The organism is Simplicispira sp. GW247-4R2A (genome assembly GCF_059424465.1).
On record NZ_JBWKZM010000015.1, the window covers coordinates 14,764 to 31,872 of the forward strand.

The 17,109-nt window shown below is 61.8% G+C and carries 14 protein-coding genes and 2 pseudogenes; 9 read left to right on the plus strand and 7 right to left on the minus strand.

The features are described 5' to 3' along the window. Positions 1-16: 16 nt before the first annotated feature. Genes AC07ZH_RS11345 through AC07ZH_RS11360 form a run of 4 tightly spaced genes read right to left on the minus strand, consistent with a single transcriptional unit; the run spans position 17 to position 5,938 of the window. A complete protein-coding gene (locus AC07ZH_RS11345) occupies positions 17-3,133 on the minus strand; it encodes an efflux RND transporter permease subunit (protein ID WP_495199818.1) in 3,117 nt (1,038 codons plus the stop codon). Position 3,134: 1 nt separating this feature from the next. Then, the gene (locus AC07ZH_RS11350) at positions 3,135-4,295 is read right to left on the minus strand and encodes an efflux RND transporter periplasmic adaptor subunit (RefSeq protein ID WP_495199819.1); all 1,161 of its coding nucleotides are present in this window, start codon (positions 4,293-4,295) and stop codon (positions 3,135-3,137) included. A 15-nt stretch (positions 4,296-4,310) separates the two neighbouring features. Next, a complete protein-coding gene (locus AC07ZH_RS11355; RefSeq protein WP_495199820.1) occupies positions 4,311-4,853 on the minus strand; it encodes a hypothetical protein in 543 nt (180 codons plus the stop codon). Then, positions 4,850-5,938 (minus strand): TolC family protein, encoded by a 1,089-nt coding sequence (locus AC07ZH_RS11360; RefSeq protein ID WP_495199821.1) that lies wholly within the window; start codon positions 5,936-5,938, stop codon positions 4,850-4,852. Before AC07ZH_RS11360 ends, AC07ZH_RS11355 begins: the two co-directional genes overlap by 4 nt. A gap of 283 nt (positions 5,939-6,221) precedes the next feature. Here AC07ZH_RS11360 and AC07ZH_RS11365 point away from each other — a divergent pair, with 283 nt between their 5' ends. Further along, entirely contained in the window at positions 6,222-6,899 is a 678-nt protein-coding gene (locus AC07ZH_RS11365) for a heavy metal response regulator transcription factor (RefSeq protein WP_495199822.1), read from the plus strand. After that, the gene (locus AC07ZH_RS11370) at positions 6,899-8,266 is read left to right on the plus strand and encodes a heavy metal sensor histidine kinase (RefSeq protein WP_495199823.1); all 1,368 of its coding nucleotides are present in this window, start codon (positions 6,899-6,901) and stop codon (positions 8,264-8,266) included. The genes AC07ZH_RS11365 and AC07ZH_RS11370 overlap by 1 nt, the downstream gene beginning before the upstream one ends. A 575-nt stretch (positions 8,267-8,841) precedes the next feature. Here the strand turns inward: AC07ZH_RS11370 and AC07ZH_RS11375 are convergent. Beyond that, a complete protein-coding gene (locus AC07ZH_RS11375) occupies positions 8,842-9,744 on the minus strand; it encodes a nucleotidyl transferase AbiEii/AbiGii toxin family protein (RefSeq protein WP_495199824.1) in 903 nt (300 codons plus the stop codon). Further along, a complete protein-coding gene (locus tag AC07ZH_RS11380) occupies positions 9,741-10,340 on the minus strand; it encodes a type IV toxin-antitoxin system AbiEi family antitoxin domain-containing protein (protein WP_495199825.1) in 600 nt (199 codons plus the stop codon). The genes AC07ZH_RS11375 and AC07ZH_RS11380 overlap by 4 nt, the downstream gene beginning before the upstream one ends. Positions 10,341-10,421: 81 nt before the next feature. Here AC07ZH_RS11380 and AC07ZH_RS11385 point away from each other — a divergent pair. Both AC07ZH_RS11385 and AC07ZH_RS11390 read left to right on the plus strand, forming a co-directional pair. Then, positions 10,422-10,709, plus strand: a pseudogene (locus AC07ZH_RS11385) (helix-hairpin-helix domain-containing protein); the annotation flags it as partial. A gap of 78 nt (positions 10,710-10,787) precedes the next feature. Beyond that, positions 10,788-10,928: pseudogene (locus AC07ZH_RS11390) on the plus strand (IS3 family transposase); the annotation flags it as partial. A gap of 481 nt (positions 10,929-11,409) precedes the next feature. On the opposite strand, the gene AC07ZH_RS11395 reads toward AC07ZH_RS11390, so the two are convergent. Continuing rightward, positions 11,410-12,300, minus strand: coding sequence for a LysR family transcriptional regulator (locus AC07ZH_RS11395; protein WP_495199826.1), 891 nt, complete (start codon positions 12,298-12,300; stop codon positions 11,410-11,412). A gap of 102 nt (positions 12,301-12,402) precedes the next feature. On the opposite strand from AC07ZH_RS11395, the gene AC07ZH_RS11400 reads away from it, so the two are divergent. The 5 genes from AC07ZH_RS11400 to AC07ZH_RS11420 all read left to right on the plus strand — a co-directional run bounded on the left by AC07ZH_RS11400 (position 12,403) and on the right by AC07ZH_RS11420 (position 17,026). Then, complete coding sequence (locus AC07ZH_RS11400; RefSeq protein ID WP_495199827.1) at positions 12,403-13,395, plus strand: aldo/keto reductase; 993 nt, start codon at positions 12,403-12,405, stop codon at positions 13,393-13,395. Between the two features lie 21 nt (positions 13,396-13,416). Beyond that, on the plus strand, positions 13,417-13,998 hold the full coding sequence (locus AC07ZH_RS11405; RefSeq protein ID WP_495199828.1) for an NAD(P)H-binding protein: 582 nt from the start codon (positions 13,417-13,419) through the stop codon (positions 13,996-13,998). Between the two features lie 35 nt (positions 13,999-14,033). Continuing rightward, positions 14,034-15,017: an aldo/keto reductase gene (locus AC07ZH_RS11410; RefSeq protein WP_495199829.1), complete on the plus strand. Its 984-nt coding sequence runs from the start codon at positions 14,034-14,036 to the stop codon at positions 15,015-15,017. Between the two features lie 137 nt (positions 15,018-15,154). Continuing rightward, positions 15,155-16,006: a (R)-mandelonitrile lyase gene (locus tag AC07ZH_RS11415; RefSeq protein WP_495199830.1), complete on the plus strand. Its 852-nt coding sequence runs from the start codon at positions 15,155-15,157 to the stop codon at positions 16,004-16,006. A gap of 192 nt (positions 16,007-16,198) precedes the next feature. Beyond that, entirely contained in the window at positions 16,199-17,026 is an 828-nt protein-coding gene (locus AC07ZH_RS11420) for an SDR family oxidoreductase (RefSeq protein ID WP_495199831.1), read from the plus strand. The last annotated feature ends 83 nt before the right edge of the window (positions 17,027-17,109 follow it).

Consider the following 17,109-nt stretch of genomic DNA (forward strand, 5'->3'; position numbering starts at 1 on the left):
CGGGCGGTGGGTTAAATCAGAAGGTTTCTGGCTGTTCTTCACCGACCTTGGCAGCCAGCAGCCGCATCAAAGGCTTTTTGCCCCAACGCCAGAACATCAGCGGGGTAAGAAAGGTATCGAGCAAGGTCGAACTGACCAGGCCACCAAAAATGACCACGGCGACGGGGTGCAGAATTTCTTTGCCCGGCGCGTCGGCCGACACCAGCAAAGGCACGAGCGCAAAAGCGGCGACCAAGGCGGTCATCAACACCGGCGTGAGCCGCTCCAACGAGCCCCGCACGATGAGTTTTCGACCAAAGCTCTCGCCCTCAAATGCGCACAGGTTGATGTAGTGGCTGATTTTCAGAATTCCGTTACGGGTGGCGATGCCGGTTAGGGTGATGAAGCCGACCAAAGCCGCCACCGACAGGGGCTGGCCTGATATCCACAGCGCGATGACACTTCCCACCAGCGCGAGGGGAATGTTCCCCATGATGATGAGGGTCAGCGCGGTCGAGCGGTAGCGGCTGTAGAGCACCAGGAAGATCATGGTGAGCGACAGCATTGCCAGCATCGCGATAAGGCGAGAGGCCTGTTCCTGCGCCTGGAACTGCCCTTCCAGCGAGATCGAATAGCCTTCTGGAAGCGCTTTGGCGGCAAGTTCCGAGCGGATATCCGCCACCACCTTGGCCATGTCGCTGCCATCGGTGTTGGCCGATAGCACGATGCGACGGCGTGAGTTTTCGCGGCTGACTTGGTTGGGCCCGTCGCCGTCCTCAATCGTCGCCATGTTGGATAGCGGCACGGCGCCGGTGGGGGTTTCAATCATCAGGCTCTGCAGCGCATGCAGACCGCGGTCTTTCTCGGGCAGGCGCACCACGAGATCAAAGCGCCGATTCCCCTCCACAATCTGCGTGACGCGCTCGCCTTCGACCATCTGCTCCAGGGATCGGAGCAGCGTGCCCGGGGCGACGCCATAGCGTCCCAGCTTGTCGTAGTCCACGTGTATCTTGATCTGTGGAATCAGCACCTGTTTTTCGATCTGAAGATCGGTCAACCCGGGGACCCGGGCCAGGCGGGTGCGCAGATCGGCGGCCAGCGCGCGCAAGGTGTCCAGGTCGTCGCCATACACCTTGAGCGCAATCTGCGCTCGCACACCCGAAAGCAGGTGGTCAAGCCGGTGCGATATCGGCTGACCCACGTTGCTCGCAGCGGGCAACACGCCCAGTCGGGTGCGTATGTCCTGGATGATCGCGGTGCGGCTGCGCTCGGAGGCCTTCAGGTCCACATCCATCTCGGTGTAGTGCACCCCCTCGGCGTGCTCATCGAGCTCGGCGCGCCCGGTGCGCCTCCCGACCTGCGTCACTTCTGGCACGCCGGCCACAATCTGCTCCGCAAGCACGCCAATGCGATTGGATTCGGCCAGCGATGTGCCAGGGTTGAGCACAACGTTCACGGTCAGCGTACCCTCGTTGAAATCGGGCAAAAAGGAGCGTGGGAAAAATGGAATGGTGGCCGCGGCCATCACCACCGCCAGAACCGCCGCCAGCAACATGGCACCGGCATGGCCGAAGGACCAGTGCAGCAATTTTGCGTCCCAACGCTTGAGATGCGCCACCAGCCAACTGTCGCCATGGCCCATCTGCTTCATACGCGGCAGCAGGTAATACGCCATCACCGGTGTCAGCGTGACGGACACGACCATGCTGGCCAGAATGGACACGATGTAGGCCACCCCCAATGGGGAGAAGAGCCGCCCCTCAATGCCCGGCAACACAAAAAGCGGCACAAACACCAGCACGATGATGACAGTGGCGTACACGATGGCGGAGCGCACTTCCAGCGTTGCGCTGGCGATAACCTCGGCCACTGGGCGCGGGACCGCCAGGGCACTGTTGAGTTTGAGCCGCCGCAAGACGTTTTCCACCCCCACGACAGCGTCGTCCACCAGCTCGCCAATCGCAATCGCCAGGCCCCCCAGTGTCATGGTGTTGATGGACAGACCGAAGTAGTGAAACACCAGGGCCGTGACCAACAGCGAGACCGGGATGGCGGTGAGCGAAATCAGCGTGGTGCGTACGTTCAGCAAGAACAAGAACAACACCACCGCCACAAGAATGGCACCGTCACGCAGGGCCTCTTGCACGTTGCGCACCGAGTGCTCAATAAAGTCCGCCTGCTTGAAGAGGAACTGGGGCGCTTCGATGCCGGCGGGCAAGCCTTTTTTCAGCTCCTCCATAGCACGTTCAACCTCGCGGGTCAGCGTCACGCTGTCGGCGCTGGGTTGTTTTTGCACCGACAAAATAACGGCGGGCTTGCCGTTGTACCCGCCGTCGCCGCGTTTGAGCGCTGGAGCGATCTTCACGTCGGCCACCTGACTGAGCAGAATGGGTTGCCCGTTCTTCACGCTCACCACGACGTTTTGGAGATCCTGCAAGCGGCTGGTTCGTCCAATCTGGCGAATCAGGTATTCACGTCCCTGGGATTCGAGAAACCCCCCACTGGTGTTGGCACCAAAATCGCGCAGCGCGCCTTCGAGTTTTTCACGCTCGACGCCTAGAGCCTGCAGTTGTGCAGGACGGATCTCGACGCGGTACTGGCGTACCTCGCCACCGATGGGCGTGACTTGGGCAATGCCGGGGATCGTCAGCAGTCGGGGGCGCATGACCCAATCGGCGTACTCGCGCACCTGCATGGCGCTGACCTTAGCGGGGTCGGCCGGCAAAGCGATCAACAGGATTTCCCCCATGATGGAAGAAATTGGCCCCATTTGGGGCACGACGCCCTGGGGCAATTGCTCTCGCACCAAGTTCAGGCGTTCGCTGATTTGCTGGCGGTTGCGGTAGATGTCCGACCCCCATTCGAACTCTACATAGACGATGGACAAGCCGATGCCGGAGACCGAGCGCACGCGTGTAACTCCAGGCATGCCGTTCATGCCCGATTCAATGGGGACGGTGACGAGTTGCTCGACCTCTTCAGGGGCCATGCCCCCGGCTTCGGTCATCAGCGTCACCGTCGGCTTGTTAAGGTCGGGGAAAACATCCACCGGCATCTGGCGCACCGTGAGCACGCCATAGACGACCAGCAGCAGCGAGATACCCAGGACGATCAGGCGCTGCCTGAGGCTGGTGCGAATCAAATAGGCGAACATCTCAGCGCACCTGGGCCAGCAGCCCTGCTCCGTCCGTTACCACCCGGTCGCCTTGGTTCACCCCTTGCGTCACTACCAGTTCGGTGGCGCTCAGGGGCTGCACTGTCACTTTGCGTTGTACGAACCGCTCCGCCTCGGTATGCACCCAGACAGCGGTCTCGCCCGAGGTAATTTTGATGACCGCAGTGCGCGCAAGCGCCGCGCCATGAACACTGCGGGTCGTGCTGGCATGCACCGTTACAGGCTGCCCCACTGCGACGGCCGCGCTGCCCGGACGCACGCTAAACAAAAGCACCAACGCCTGCTCGCGCAGTTGTCGCCCGGTGCCTACATAGTTGAGATCCAGGACGCCCCCGGGTACGGCGGCGCTTGCTTTGGCGGCGATACCAGCGGTGAGGGCCGGATCGTACGCCAATGCTTCCACAGCCAGACGCGACGGGTCAACTACCTCGAACAGAACTTCTTTCGCGTCGACCACCTGCCCTGCGACCACGTTTGAGGCGCTAATGACACCCGAGATCGGGGCACGAAGGGCTTCCGCGCCACTCAAACCGCTGTGCAGTGCGCTGCGACGCCTGCGCAGCGCGTCACGCTCCAGGCCAGCTGCATCGATCACCGACTGAGGTACAGCTCCTTCGAGTTCCGCGTAGCGCACCACTTTACGTTCGGAAATGGCGAGTTGGGCGTCGATTTCAGCAATCTGTGACTGGCTAGCACCGCGCTCCAGACTGTTAATCACCGGCTGCAACCGTGCAAGCACTTCTTCCTTGCGCACGACCTGCCCAAGAACCGGCAAAGTCGGCCCCGCAGCTTCCACGCGCCCAGCTTGCCCCGCTTGCACCAACCCACCGGCATTTGCGTTGGCAACGACTTTGCCTGCAAGTTCAAGCGAAGCCGGCACGTCCCGCAACTCAGCGAGCTGCGTGCGCAGACCCAGCTGACGCTGCACAGCTTTGGGCACAAACAGGCTGCCATCGGCCAGCCGCTGTGGTGTGGCGCTACTTGGTGGTACCAGGGCCTCATTGCCGCGCGCCAGGTTTGCTGCGGGAGCCGCTATAGCGGGTGGACTCGAACTGTGTTCTTCGTCGCCGTGTGCGAGCGCTTGGTTGGTGAGGACGAGCAGCGCGCTGCTAGCCGCGAGGACTATTTTTAGGGGTTTCATCAAAGAGCGCCTTGTTCAGGAGGGAGCGGTTCTGCGTCGACGCAGCCAAGCAAAAACGAGGAAGGCGAAGACCAGCACAGCACCCACAATCCAGCTGGAGCGGCCGGCAGGCAAGGTCGTGCCAGCCTTTGCAGCGGAGGTCGCTACCACATCCGCAGGAATATCCAGCGTCGCACTAAGCAGATCCGCCGTATCGGCGGCCTGCACCGAAATGGTCAGCGCATGCGTGCCCGGTAGCGCCCATACACCGCCTGTCACACGGTAGGCTCCAGGGACTACCTCGGCAGCAGTGGCTTGCAGGTCGCCGCTTTGCACCTCCACCTGAGCGCCGATCACTGGCTCGTTGCTCGCAAAGCTGTCCAGGAAGAGCAGCAAAGACGGCCCTTGCTGCTCGATCACCAGCTCGAAATCACCTGTCTGGGCCTCTGCGCGCGGTGCTGACGCGACTGTCGGCACAGGCACGGGTGCATCGCCGTGATCTTCGCCACCGTGGGCAAAACTCGCGATGGGCATTGCTACCAGAGCCATAGCGAAATAGAGAATGCGCAGAAATTTCAAGGAAGAACTCCCAGGGATTGATTCAAACGGGACTGCCAGGCGTAAAGCGAGATTTCGTCACGCTTGAGAGCGACCTCTGCGTCTTGCGCAGCCGCTCGCGCCCGCAGCAGGGCGGGAAGGTCGGACTCGCCAAGCGAAAAACTTTTCTCGGCCAGACCAAGGGTGTCGGTGGCAAGCTTCAAGCGCTCACGGGCAAGCTGAAGTTGCTGCTGGCCTGCCGCAAGCTCGCGCCTCGCTTTGCCAGTTTCTTGCAGCAGCCTGCGTTCCTGTAGATCAACCTGTCCTTCGGCCTGTGCCAGTTCTGCTCGTGCTGCCGCGCTTTCTTGGCGCGCACGCGGTCCCAACGAGAACGGCAGTGTGAGCTTGAGGCCCAGGGCGTTGGAATAAGGCTCCCCACGGGTACCGCGATCTCTCACCACACGCAGTGCCAGTTCGGGTGCTTCACGCTGCGATGCGTCAGCGAGGGCTACCCGGTCGCGTGCAAGCTGGGCGGCGGCCAGATCAGCAGCAATCTGCGGATGGACTGCGGGCGCTGCGTGGCCCGGCAGGACCGCGCGTTCGGGTATGAGCGTTTCAGGGGCATCCATTGCGCTGAGTGCGCGAAACGCCGCCTCTGCCTGCAGGCGTTCAGAATGCGCCGTCGCAAGTGCTGCCTGGGCGTCCAGTCGTTCACTGCTTGCCAGATTGGCGTCCACGCGCGCCAACTCGCCCGCCTTGGTGCGGCGAATCACGTCGCCTTCGAGGCTCGCGGCGGTACGCGCACGGCGCTGTGCAAGCTCTTCGGCATTGCGTGCAGTGGCGACGGCCCACCAGGCTTCCCGGAGTTCTCCTGCCAGTTGCAGACGCAGGGCGCGCTGACTGGCACGCACGTCTTCGCGGGTGCTTGCGCTAAGAGCCTTTTGTGCGTTCTGTTGGCGAGGCAGCCACAGCGGGGCGGCAATCTCAAGCTCCCACTCCTGCCTGCCACCGTCAGCGCCCAATTTGTCATTGAGCGTCGTCAAGGAAGCCGACAAGGGCCGAGGCGTCAGGCTTGCTGCCGCCTCAACCAGAGCGTCGGCAGCTTGCGCACGCGGCACCGCAGACATGGCAACGGGATGGTGCGCCCACGCTCTCTCCAAAGCATCTGCCAAGGTTTGTGCGCCTGCTGGCATAACCGCAAATAGGCCTAGCACCAGGGCACTCAAGGTTTTCATCAAAGGGTTCCCAACTTGTTGTTCTCTGCACGATCAACGGTGCCATACACCAGCGAAAGAGCTGCATTCAGAAGTGAGCGCGATGGTGCCTGTGCCCCGCCTACGCGCAGCTTTCCGCTACATTACAAATTCGTAATGTGGCGATTTCGCTGAACCTTCCCTGCACAATTGCCGCATGAAAGTTCTGATCGTCGAAGACGAACTCAAGACAGGTGACTACCTGCGCCAGGGGCTGGCTGAAGCAGGTTTTGCGGCCGACTTGGCGCGCACGGGCACGGACGGATTGCACCTCGCACTGACGGGGGACTACGACCTGCTGGTCCTCGATGTCATGCTCCCAGGACTCAACGGTTGGCAGCTTTTGCAAACCCTGCGGCGCAGCGGCAATGCGCTGCCGGTGCTGTTTCTCACCGCGCGCGACCAGGTCGAGGACCGTGTCAAAGGGCTGGAACTCGGAGCGGATGACTACCTGGTCAAGCCGTTCGCGTTTTCTGAGTTTCTCGCTCGGGTGCGCACCTTGCTGCGGCGCGGCAAAGGAACCATTGAACCGACAGTGCTACGGATCGCCGACCTGGAACTGGATCTGATGCGACGCCGGGCGCAGCGCGGGGGACATCGTATTGACCTGACTGCCAAGGAATTCGCGTTGCTCGAACTCTTGCTGCGGCGCCAGGGAGAAGTGCTGACGCGCTCGCTGATTGCATCGCAGGTATGGGATATGAACTTTGACAGCGATACCAACGTGATCGAAGTGGCCATGCGCCGCCTGCGTGCCAAGATGGACGACGACTTTGAGCCCAAGCTGTTGCGCACCATTCGCGGCATGGGGTATGTGCTGGAGGCATCGGACTGATGGGCTCGCGCCTGACGCTGACGGCGCGGCTGACGCTGCTGTTCACTATTGGTTCAGCAGTGGTTCTGCTCACCTTAGGCTGGCTGGTAATGGCAGCCATCGCATCGCACTTCGACGAGCTTGATCGCGACGAACTCTCGGGCAAGCTTGACTATGCTGCGCAGCTTGTCGCCACCATGGACCGGCCGCTCAACAAGGAGCTTGTGGCAAAGGCGCTTGCCTCCACTTTTGCCGGGCACCATGAGGTTGTGATGCAAATTCGCGGCCCGCACGGGACAATTTGGTTTGCTTCACCCAACGTGGAGTTTCCGGCTACTTGGGCTACCCCCTCTGGACTTTATCGTTGGCACGCGGGGGGACGAACGTTTCACGGGTTGGAAATGACTTTGCGGGGCGGGACGCCGGCTGGAGGCGCGCTCACACTGGTGTTGGCCTTGGATACGGCACACCACGAACGATTTCTGCATCACTTTCGCATCACGCTCTGGCTGTTCATTGCCTGCGCCGTGATTCTCATGGGTTTGCTCGGCTGGGTTTCGGCGCGGCGAGGTCTGGCGCCCCTGCGGGCCATGCGCGAGCGCGCTGCCACGGTGACAGCCTACAGTTTGGACCGCAGGCTTTCGGTGCAGGCCGTGCCGCCGGAATTGGCCGAGCTTGCTCTTACTCTCAATGAGATGCTAGAAAGACTGGAAGATGCGTTCAAGCGCCTTTCAGATTTTTCTGCCGACCTTGCCCATGAACTGCGTACACCCGTGAGCAACCTGATGATGCAGACGCAAGTCGCATTAAGCCTTCCGCGAGATGCAGATAGCTATCGAGCCATTCTCGAATCCAACTCGGAGGAATACGAACGTCTTGCCCGCATGATTTCCGACATGCTACTTCTGGCAAAGGCTGAAAACGGACTTGTGCTGGTGCATGAAGAGCTCGTTGATTTGGCACACGAAGTACGCCAGCTGTTCGACTTCTACGAGTTATCGGCCGACGAGAAGCACATCTGCTTGCAGGTGCGCGGCGAAGGGACACTGCACGGCGACAGATTGATGCTGCGCCGCGCCTTGGGCAACCTCATCTCGAACGCGTTGCGTCACACGCCGTTGGGAGGAACCATCTGCGTAGAAATTAGCCAAGACGGGGCGCAATTGCGGATTCAGGTGCGGAACACGGGAGAGCCGATTGCAGCTGCCCATCTGGCACGGTTTTTTGAGCGATTCTACCGCGCCGATCCCGCGCGGCAGCGCGATGCAGGCGAAGGCACAGGCCTAGGACTTTCCATTACACAGGCGATTGTGCGTGCACATGGGGGTGAAGTCTCGGCTGCATCAAGTGACGGGGTTACAAATTTTTCGCTGTTTTTCCCCAACTGAGATTAGCCAGAAGTGCCTGCCGCTCGCGTTCTTGCGCAATGATCTGCTTGCTAGTCTATTTCTCGGTTTCTGGCGGAAAGTCTCTGGAGTTCAACCACTGCCTCCTATCGTGACAGGCAAAAGTGCCCCGTTGCGGCTTTGAACTGATCCCAGAAGCTGAACAAGTTCTCACCCTAGGTTCGCGAGCTTACTGTTCGCATGGTGCGCGAGCCCCGAGGCGACTACCCGTCGTTGTGGGCACGGGCGCAGTTAGCTGCATGACTTATAGCGCTTGGCTCGCCCGCCGCGCGCGCGAGCGCAGTGGTCAAGCACTGGGTACAGAAGACACTCCGTCTTGCCGCTCCCCGTGCCGGTGGCCACGTTTGCCCGCCACAAAGGTGAGGCCAACCTACACACAGGGGGCCTTTGAGCCACGTCTCCTCATGATCGACAAAACGGCCCATCAAACCGTGGTTGAAAGCGTCGGCGGGCTCGAAGGCGGAAACCAGAAAATGATTCAGGGCCGTCTGGATGTCGTGGGCAAGCAGGGATGGGAGCATGACGTCTCAGTCAGCGGGGGATCGATCGGGATGTGGTCAAACCCAGCGCAAGGAATCCGGGCGCCAAGTGGCCGTCGCCTGACTGTTGGCGGCTGCCACCTTTGTGGGAGGCCACAGCAGGTCGCCCAGCAGTGCGACAGTGTCACCCAGGCTGGCTGCGTCGATACGGTTTTTGTTCAAGAAGGCCTGCCACTGGCGCAGCTTGGCGGCGTCTGCGCTGAACTGCTTGGTCAGGGCCAATGGGCGCTCCGTGGGCAGTGCTGTCTGGCGCCGGGCAAAGGTGGCGGCAATTGCCATGGCCAGCGTGGCGCCGTCGAGTTCCGTGCGCCGTGCAATCACCGCGAGATCGAACAAGTCCTTCATGCGGCTGTTCGCCTGCCCCAGCATCACCATGGCCTGGTACTTCTCAGCAATCACGGTATAGACCGGATACACCCGCAGCGTCGGGGCTTGGAAGTCGTTCAGCAAAGTGGGATAAGCCACGGTCTGCGGCCCCGGCGTCACGGCGTCGCCAAAGCCCACGTCGATTTGCAGCGCACAGCGCGCGGAACCTATGCGCGCCACCAGCGTGATGCGGGTGCCGCCATAGGTGTTATCTTCGCGAATGGCCTGCGCCTGCACAGATTCAGGGTCGAACACGATGCCGTCGCCCAAGTCCATGGCGGCGACTTCGCGGAAGGTGGCGATCAGGTTCCCCTCATCGTCGGGGCCAAAGCCCTGCAAATCGGCATCCCGTGTCGGGCGGTGCGGGGTGTCGTACCACAGTGCAAAGAGCAGCGCTCCCTTGAGCAAGAAACGGTCGACATACAGCGAGGTGCTAACACGGGCCAGAAGGCGCTCCATCGCGAAGCGGTTAAGCAGCAGGCTGTAATCGTCACCCCGTTGCTTGGCAAGCGTCAGCAACCGGGCAAGGATGGACGCAGAGAGATTCGCGTTCATTGAGTGATCGCCTCCAGGTAGGGCTGCATGACACGTTCGACGCGATTGATCTTGGCGAAGTGTCTCAGATCGTCCATGGTGACCTTGCGGCTGCGCCAGGCATCTTTCAGCGCCTCCAGCGCCACGTCCAGGCCGATCTTGTTGCGGAACTTGAAGCAGTCCGTCACCGTTTTGGCGGCGCTGTACACGCGGATGGGGGCACCATGCTCGGTCACCGTCTGGATGCCGTCGCTGTACGCAGCGCCCCGCAGGCGCGTGATGCGCAGCGTTGGGTAAGTCAGTGCTGGGGCCTGCGTGCCTTCAGGCAGCGCGACCCATACCTCGTGGGGCAGTTGCGTGCCGATTTCGTGCCATTGCAGCGCGCTCAGCAGGCACAGCACGGCCTTGGGCACGCGCTGACACACCTCTATCAATGTCTGGTGCTCGGTCACTTCGGCGTCGGGCAGCGCGTACAAACCGCGCCCCAGCCGGTGCAGCTTGCCCGCCTGGTGCAGCCTGATCAGGAACTGCGGCGACCAGCCGTGTTCGCGCACATCCACCGCCCGCAGCACGCGCCGGTGCCGAGCCAGTTCGAGTATGTGGTCGGATTGGTTCATGGGTCCCTAAGTTTAATATTCACATTACATTTTTTCAAGTCATGTGATTTGCATCCGGCAGGGAGTCCGTTGACTTGCTCTATGGCCGGCGCCACGAAGGACGCGCAGCGCTACGGCGTCCAGGTGTGGCCTGTAGACGTGATGCACAGCGACGTGGACGCCAGCTTGGAAGAGCTGCCCGAATTTCCTGCCATGCGGCTCGGCCTGCGCATGGTCAGAGGGCTGCAGAGCCAGAGCGCTGAGCGCATCGTGCAGGAGCGAAGCAGAGCGCCGTTCGACAGCGCGCAAGACCTGGCCCGGCGGTGCCACCTGGAACTGCACGAGATGAAGCTGCTGGCCGCTGCCGGTGCGCTGCAGAGCCTGGCGGGGCATCGCCGGCAAAAGGTCTGGGAGACGGCTGCCCTGCATGCGGTGAATCTACGCGACGAACGGACGGTGCTGGCGCAATTGCCGGCCGCTTTCGAGCACTTCAACGAGGTACATCCGCACTCATCGCTGAAAATGCGTTCGCCTCGGGAGTTCAGGCGGCACCAAGCCGCACAGGTGCGCCAGGAACCATCGACGGACCAGGCGCTTTATTGCGAATAGGACGGGGCCGGGAATACAGGGGCAACATCACGGGGACGGCGGCGTCGACATTGCTTCGATCAAGCCAGCGCATGTGCGAAGCGTCTACGTTCAGCAGGTCAAGCTTCACTGCAAGCCGGGCGGCGCCGGCTCGGTGGTGGCCGCATTGCACAGCTATTTTCGATATCGCTCCTCGCTGGGCGATCAGGTTCATGCCTTGATCGGAGCGGTATCCACTCCCGCCAATTGGCGGCTCGCGACGCTTCGGCTCAACTGCGGTCATCAAGTTATCCCGGAGATGGATGCGCATCGATCGTTTTTAGGCCGTTTGCGACCTAAACCTGACGTCCGTTGCTGACTTCGCAGCGGTGTTTGTGGAGCACGGCAGCGGATACACACAACGTCCACTTAAAGAATCTTCTACTCACGCAGCGGGCCAACCGCTTTACTGCGGATTTAACCCAGGCCAGCTTCTCAGAAGGTGATACTGACCGGCCACCATTCACTGGTGTCCTGAAAGTTGCAACGCATACACCACCAGCATCAAAGCCGGCGATGCGTGTCGAGTGGCGTAATAAGCGTGGTACCCATCAAACGTGGTTGCCCATTCGTCGAGCACGGAGACCAGCCGACCCGCAGCAACATGTTCCTTGACAGCATCGGATGGCAGCCATGCCAGACCAAGCCCGGAAAGCGCTGCCGAGAGGATGAGTTCGCTACTGTTGAAAACCAGCCTCCCGGTGACATGGGCGTTGACGCTTTTTTTGCGGCGCATGAACTCCCATTTCAAAAGCCCGCCGTGTGATGCCAATCGCAGCCCAATGCAGTCATGCTCCGTGAGGTCCTGTGGACTCTGCGGTCTGAGGTGGCACGCGAAGTAGCCCGGACTGCCCACCACCACCATGTGCATGTCGGGCGCGATGCGCACGGCGATCATGTCTTTGGCCACGTCGCCACCCAGACGCACCCCGATGTCAAAGCGCTCGGCAACGATGTCGGTAAAGCGGTTGTCGCCGCTGATTTCCACCTTGATATCGGGATACATCGGCAACCACGGCTCAAGTCTGGGCCAGACCACGGTGCGTGTTGCGTGTTCGGTCGCAGTGATGCGCACCGTGCCTGCCGGTTTGCCACGCATCTCACCCAGCACGGCAAGCTCTGCTTCGATGTCCTCAAAGCGCTGCCTGACGGTTTGGTACAAGCGCTCGCCCGCTTCCGTAGGAGAGACGCTGCGCGTCGTGCGGTTGAGCAGCTTCAGGTCTAGCCGCCGCTCCAAGGTGCGCACGGTCTGGCTGATCGCAGATTGCGTCACCCCCAGCTGGGCGGCGGCGCGGGTGAAGCTGCCGGCCCGCACGACAGCAGCAAAGCCAGCGAGGTCATCGAAACGTGTCATTGATTAGCTCCACTTCTAGGTGCATCCCGATATAGCAGTCTAGTCGCTTAGATGCCTACCGCATAAAGTTGATCTCAACGTTGAACGACAAGGAAATATGGCATGAAAACACGTCCATTGGGCCGCAGTGGCCTCACGGTTTCAGCCCTCGGTCTGGGCTGCATGGGCCTGAGCTTTGGCCTGGGCCCCGCCGCCGACAAGGCCGACGGCATCGCCATGATTCGCGGCGCTTTCGAGCGCGGCGTCACTTTTTTCGATACGGCCGAGGGCTATGGTCCTTTCACCAACGAGCAGCTCGTGGGTGAGGCGCTTGAACCTATCCGGGACCAGGTCATCATCGCCACAAAATTCGGCTTCAAGCTCGAAGACAGCGGCGCCATGGTCGGGCTCGACAGTCGTCCCGAGCACATCCGCGACGTGGTGGAAGCCTCACTCAAGCGCCTGCGCACCGACCGCATTGATTTGCTGTACCAGCACCGCGTGGACCCGGCCGTGCCCATTGAGGATGTAGCCGGTGCGGTCAAGCAACTGATTGCCGAAGGCAAAGTCAAGCACTTCGGCCTTTCGGAAGCCAGCGCGCGCACGGTGCGCCTTGCCCATGCAGTGCAACCTGTGGCGGCGATTCAGAACCACTATTCGCTGTGGATGCGTGAGCCCGAAGCGCAATTGCTGGCGCTGTGTGAAGAGCTCGGTATTGGTTTCGTGTCGTGGGGGCCACTTGGACAAGGTTTTCTGACCGGCCAGATCACACCCGACACCAAATTCGACGACCCGAGCGACCTGCGCAGCAGCTTCCCTCGTTTCACCCCAGAGGCGCTCAAGGCGAACTTTGCGGTAGTTGATTTCCTACGCGGCCTTGCAGCACGCAAAGGCAGCACGCCGGCCCAGATCGCACTGGCCTGGCTACTGGCCCAGCGGCCGTGGATTGTGCCGATTCCCGGTGCCACCAAGCTGGAGCATCTGGACGACAACCTGGCCTCCGCTGATCTCGACTTCACCGCAGACGAGATACGCGAAATTGATACAGCGTTTGCGGCCATCGATGTTCAGGGTGCCCCGCTGTCGGAAGGGCTGACATCAATGGAAGACCGATAAATGCAGGTGACGGAAAGCACAATGACCCGCATCCTCATCCTCGGCGCCAACGGACAGCTCGCGCGCCACACGACAGCGTTCTTTTTGCAGCACACCGATGCACACCTCACGCTGTTCCTGCGCAGAGCCGGTCGCCTCAAAAACCCGGACCCGGCGCGGGCCACACTCGTCGAAGGCGATGTAACCGACCGCGACGCGCTTATCGCCGCCATGCAGGGGCAAGACGCGGTGTACGCAAACTTGGCGGGCGACATGGCAACGCAGGCCCGATCCATTGTGGACGCCATGCACGCCGCTGGATTGAAGCGGCTGATTTTCATCAGCTCCATGGGCATCTACGGCGAAGTACCGGGCGAGAAGTACCGCAGTGTGCTTGACCCCTACCGGGACTCGGCCGCCGTGATCGAGGCCTCAGCCCTCGACTACACGGTGCTGCGTCCTGGCTGGTTCACGCAGGGCGCCAAGGTCGACTACCGAATCACGCAGAAAGGCGAGCCGTTTCACGGACATGACGTGTCGTTGAACAGCCTGTCCGATCTGATCGTGAAGCTCGCTTTAGATCCCACGTTGCACGTCCGAAGCAGCATCGGTGTGAGCGAGTAAACGCAATCTCAACGCCTCATACAAGGAGCAAAGAAATGCAAAAACGACAACTCGGAAAAAGTGGTTTGGAAGTCTCGGCCCTCGGTCTGGGCTGCATGGGCCTGAGCTATGGCTATGGGCCTGCCACCAACACTGCCGACGCCGTCAAACTGATCCGCGCTGGATTTGATCGCGGGATCACATTTTTTGACACGGCCGAAGCCTATGGTCCCTTCATCAACGAAAGCGTCGTTGGCGAAGCGCTGGAACCGGTGCGCGATCAGGTCGTGATCGCCACCAAATTCGGTTTTCGCGAGGGCGACATCGGCAAGGGCCTGGACAGCCGGCCCGAACGCATCCGGCAAGTAGCCGAAGAAGCGCTCAAGCGCCTGCGTACGGACCGCATCGATCTGTTCTATCAGCACCGCGTCGACCCGGCTGTGCCGATCGAAGAGGTGGCCGGTACCGTCAAGGAGCTGATACGCGAAGGCAAGGTGAAGCACTTCGGCCTGTCCGAAGCAGGCGTGGACAGCATTCGCCGCGCGCACGCGGTGCAGCCAGTTGCGGCTCTACAAAGTGAGTATTCGTTGTGGTGGCGTGAGCCCGAAAAAGAGATCCTTGCGCTGCTTGAGGAACTGGGCATCGGCTTCGTGCCATTCAGCCCGCTGGGCAAGGGTTTCCTGACGGGTGCCATCGACGCGCAGACCTCCTTCGGCGCGAGCGACTTTCGCAACACGGTGCCACGCTTTGCGCCTGAGGCACGTGAAGCAAACCGCGCTCTGGTCGACGTGCTCGCCAGCATTGCGACGCGCAAGCAGGTGACCCCCGCTCAACTTGCGCTCGCCTGGTTGCTGGCGCAAAGGCCGTGGATCGTGCCGATCCCTGGCACCACCAAGTTGCACCGGCTCGAAGAAAACGCGGGCGCCGCTGCGGTCGCTCTATCACCAGAAGACCTGCGCGAGATTGAAGCGGCTGTCGCCAGCGTTCCGGTGCAGGGCGAGCGGTATTCGGCAGAGCGGCAAAAGCTGGTGGGCCGTTGAGCTGGCCCTATTCAGCAGCGCACCGCCATGCATCGCGTGCACGCCCCTTTCTTCCCCAAGCTCGCCAATTGCACGGCCCTGCCCGGGACTGCAGCACCTGCAGGCGCGCTGTCCTCTGCCACCGAATAAAGCTGACCATGAAATCCACCGCCAATACGCCGATTGCGACGCTGATTGCGGCGCTGATCGTGAGCGCAGCGGCCCATGCACAGACACCACCCCTCAAAGCCATGACGAACTCCCCAACCGAGGTCAATCTGACCCATCGCGAAGAGCGTGCCGCCTTTAACGGCTCGCCCGATAACTTCACCGGCAACGTGCGGGTGGAAATGCTGCTGGAGGCACAAGCGCCTACCCGAGCGTCGGGCGGGGCTGTCACGTTCCAGCCGGGTGCACACACGGCCTGGCATACCCACCCGTTGGGCCAGACGCTGATCGTCACCGCAGGTGTGGGTCGCGTGCAGTTCTGGGACGGTGCCGTGCGGGAGATGCACCCCGGTGACGTGGTGTGGATTCCGCCCGGCGTGAAGCACTGGCACGGCGCCGCACCCAAGACCTCGATGACCCACATCGCCATCGCCGAAGCGCTGGACGGCCAGAGCGTCACCTGGATGGAAAAACTCAGTGCCACCCAGTACGAAGCGGGCGCAACGGTTGCGGCAGTGGCAACCGCGGCGGAATCCTCGCGGGCGCAGCAGCTGATGGGCGATATCGCACCCGGCCTGGCGCAGTTGACTGACGACGTGCTTTTCGGAGACGTCTGGAAGCGCCCGGGCCTGTCACCACGGGACCGCAGCTTGGCCACCGTCAGCGCCCTGATCGCCATGAACCGCCCGGACCAACTGCGCTCGCATCTGGCGCTGGCCAGGCAGAACGGCGTGACGCAGGAAGAGTTGGTTGAAGCCATCACGCACCTGGCCTTCTACGCAGGCTGGCCCAGCGCGGTGACAGCCGCGATGGTCGCCAAGGAAGTTTTTGCCACGCCATGAGTGCCATGAATCACAGCAGCCGCACCCTTGGCCACAAGGCAAGGCACCGGCACGCAGATCGCTGCCGCAGGCATTGCACGCAGGCACTCCCGCACATTCGTGGAAATGCCCATGCGGCCGCTGCTCGGCGGCCCGCTAGTGACGCTGCGGATGACGGGCAGCTGATCGCTTCGTTCTAAAAAGGAGTTACCCATGACCCAAGTCATTGTTGTTATCGGCGCCGGATCCATCGGCCAGGCCATCGCACGCCGCGTCGGTGCAGGCAAGCATGTGCTGCTGGCAGACTTGAAGCAAGAGAACGCCGACGCCGCCGCCAAAGTACTTGCTGACGCCGGCTTCGAGGTCACGACGGCCGTCGTGGATGTATCGTCCCGCGCATCGGTGCATGCGCTGGTCGAAACCGCCACAGCGATCGGAAGCGTGACCGGGCTGATTCACGCCGCTGGGGTCTCGCCGTCCCAGGCGTCTCCGGCCACGATCCTCAAGGTCGACCTGTATGGCACCGCTCTGGTCCTCGAAGAATTCGGCCATGTCATGGCACAAGGCGGCGCTGGTGTTGTCATCGCGTCGCAATCGGGGTACCGCCTGCCCGGCCTGAGCACCGAGCAGAACACCGCCTTGGCAACCACGCCGGTTGAAGCCTTGCTGGCCCTGCCGATGCTGCAGCCGGACCAGGTGAAAGATTCGTTGCATGCCTACCAGCTCTCCAAACGCGGCAACTCGCTGCGGGTCATGGCTGAAGCGGTGCGCTGGGGAAAACGCGGTGCGCGCGTCAACACCATCAGCCCCGGCATCATCTTCCCCCCCCTCGCCAGGGACGAACTGAGCGGCCCCCGCGGTGACGGTTACCGCCGCATGATCGATCTGTCGCCCGCGAAACGTGGGGGCACCCCAGACGAGGTCGGCACGGTCGGCGCATTGCTCATGGGCGAAGGCGGCGGCTTCATCACCGGCAGCGACTTCCTGATGGATGGCGGTGTGACGGCATCGTATTGGTACGGCGAACTCGCTCCGAAATGAGCAGACTGGACCACCACGCTGCGCGCCGCGCGTGTGATACGCACAACGGCTAGACGCCGGATAACGCGCTGACCCAACCCAGT

Excerpts from the sequence above, each read along its gene's own strand:
- AC07ZH_RS11370 (WP_495199823.1), top strand. The coding sequence starts at position 6,899 with ATGGGCTCGCGCCTGACGCTGACGGCGCGGCTGACGCTGCTGTTCACT.
- AC07ZH_RS11345 (WP_495199818.1), bottom strand. The coding sequence starts at position 3,133 with ATGTTCGCCTATTTGATTCGCACCAGCCTCAGGCAGCGCCTGATCGTC.
- AC07ZH_RS11420 (WP_495199831.1), top strand. The coding sequence starts at position 16,199 with ATGACCCAAGTCATTGTTGTTATCGGCGCCGGATCCATCGGCCAGGCC.
- AC07ZH_RS11365 (WP_495199822.1), top strand. The coding sequence starts at position 6,222 with ATGAAAGTTCTGATCGTCGAAGACGAACTCAAGACAGGTGACTACCTG.
- AC07ZH_RS11400 (WP_495199827.1), top strand. The coding sequence starts at position 12,403 with ATGAAAACACGTCCATTGGGCCGCAGTGGCCTCACGGTTTCAGCCCTC.
- AC07ZH_RS11415 (WP_495199830.1), top strand. The coding sequence starts at position 15,155 with ATGAAATCCACCGCCAATACGCCGATTGCGACGCTGATTGCGGCGCTG.
- AC07ZH_RS11380 (WP_495199825.1), bottom strand. The coding sequence starts at position 10,340 with ATGAACCAATCCGACCACATACTCGAACTGGCTCGGCACCGGCGCGTG.
- AC07ZH_RS11410 (WP_495199829.1), top strand. The coding sequence starts at position 14,034 with ATGCAAAAACGACAACTCGGAAAAAGTGGTTTGGAAGTCTCGGCCCTC.
- AC07ZH_RS11360 (WP_495199821.1), bottom strand. The coding sequence starts at position 5,938 with ATGTCTGCGGTGCCGCGTGCGCAAGCTGCCGACGCTCTGGTTGAGGCG.
- AC07ZH_RS11395 (WP_495199826.1), bottom strand. The coding sequence starts at position 12,300 with ATGACACGTTTCGATGACCTCGCTGGCTTTGCTGCTGTCGTGCGGGCC.
- AC07ZH_RS11405 (WP_495199828.1), top strand. The coding sequence starts at position 13,417 with ATGACCCGCATCCTCATCCTCGGCGCCAACGGACAGCTCGCGCGCCAC.
- AC07ZH_RS11375 (WP_495199824.1), bottom strand. The coding sequence starts at position 9,744 with ATGAACGCGAATCTCTCTGCGTCCATCCTTGCCCGGTTGCTGACGCTT.
- AC07ZH_RS11350 (WP_495199819.1), bottom strand. The coding sequence starts at position 4,295 with ATGAAACCCCTAAAAATAGTCCTCGCGGCTAGCAGCGCGCTGCTCGTC.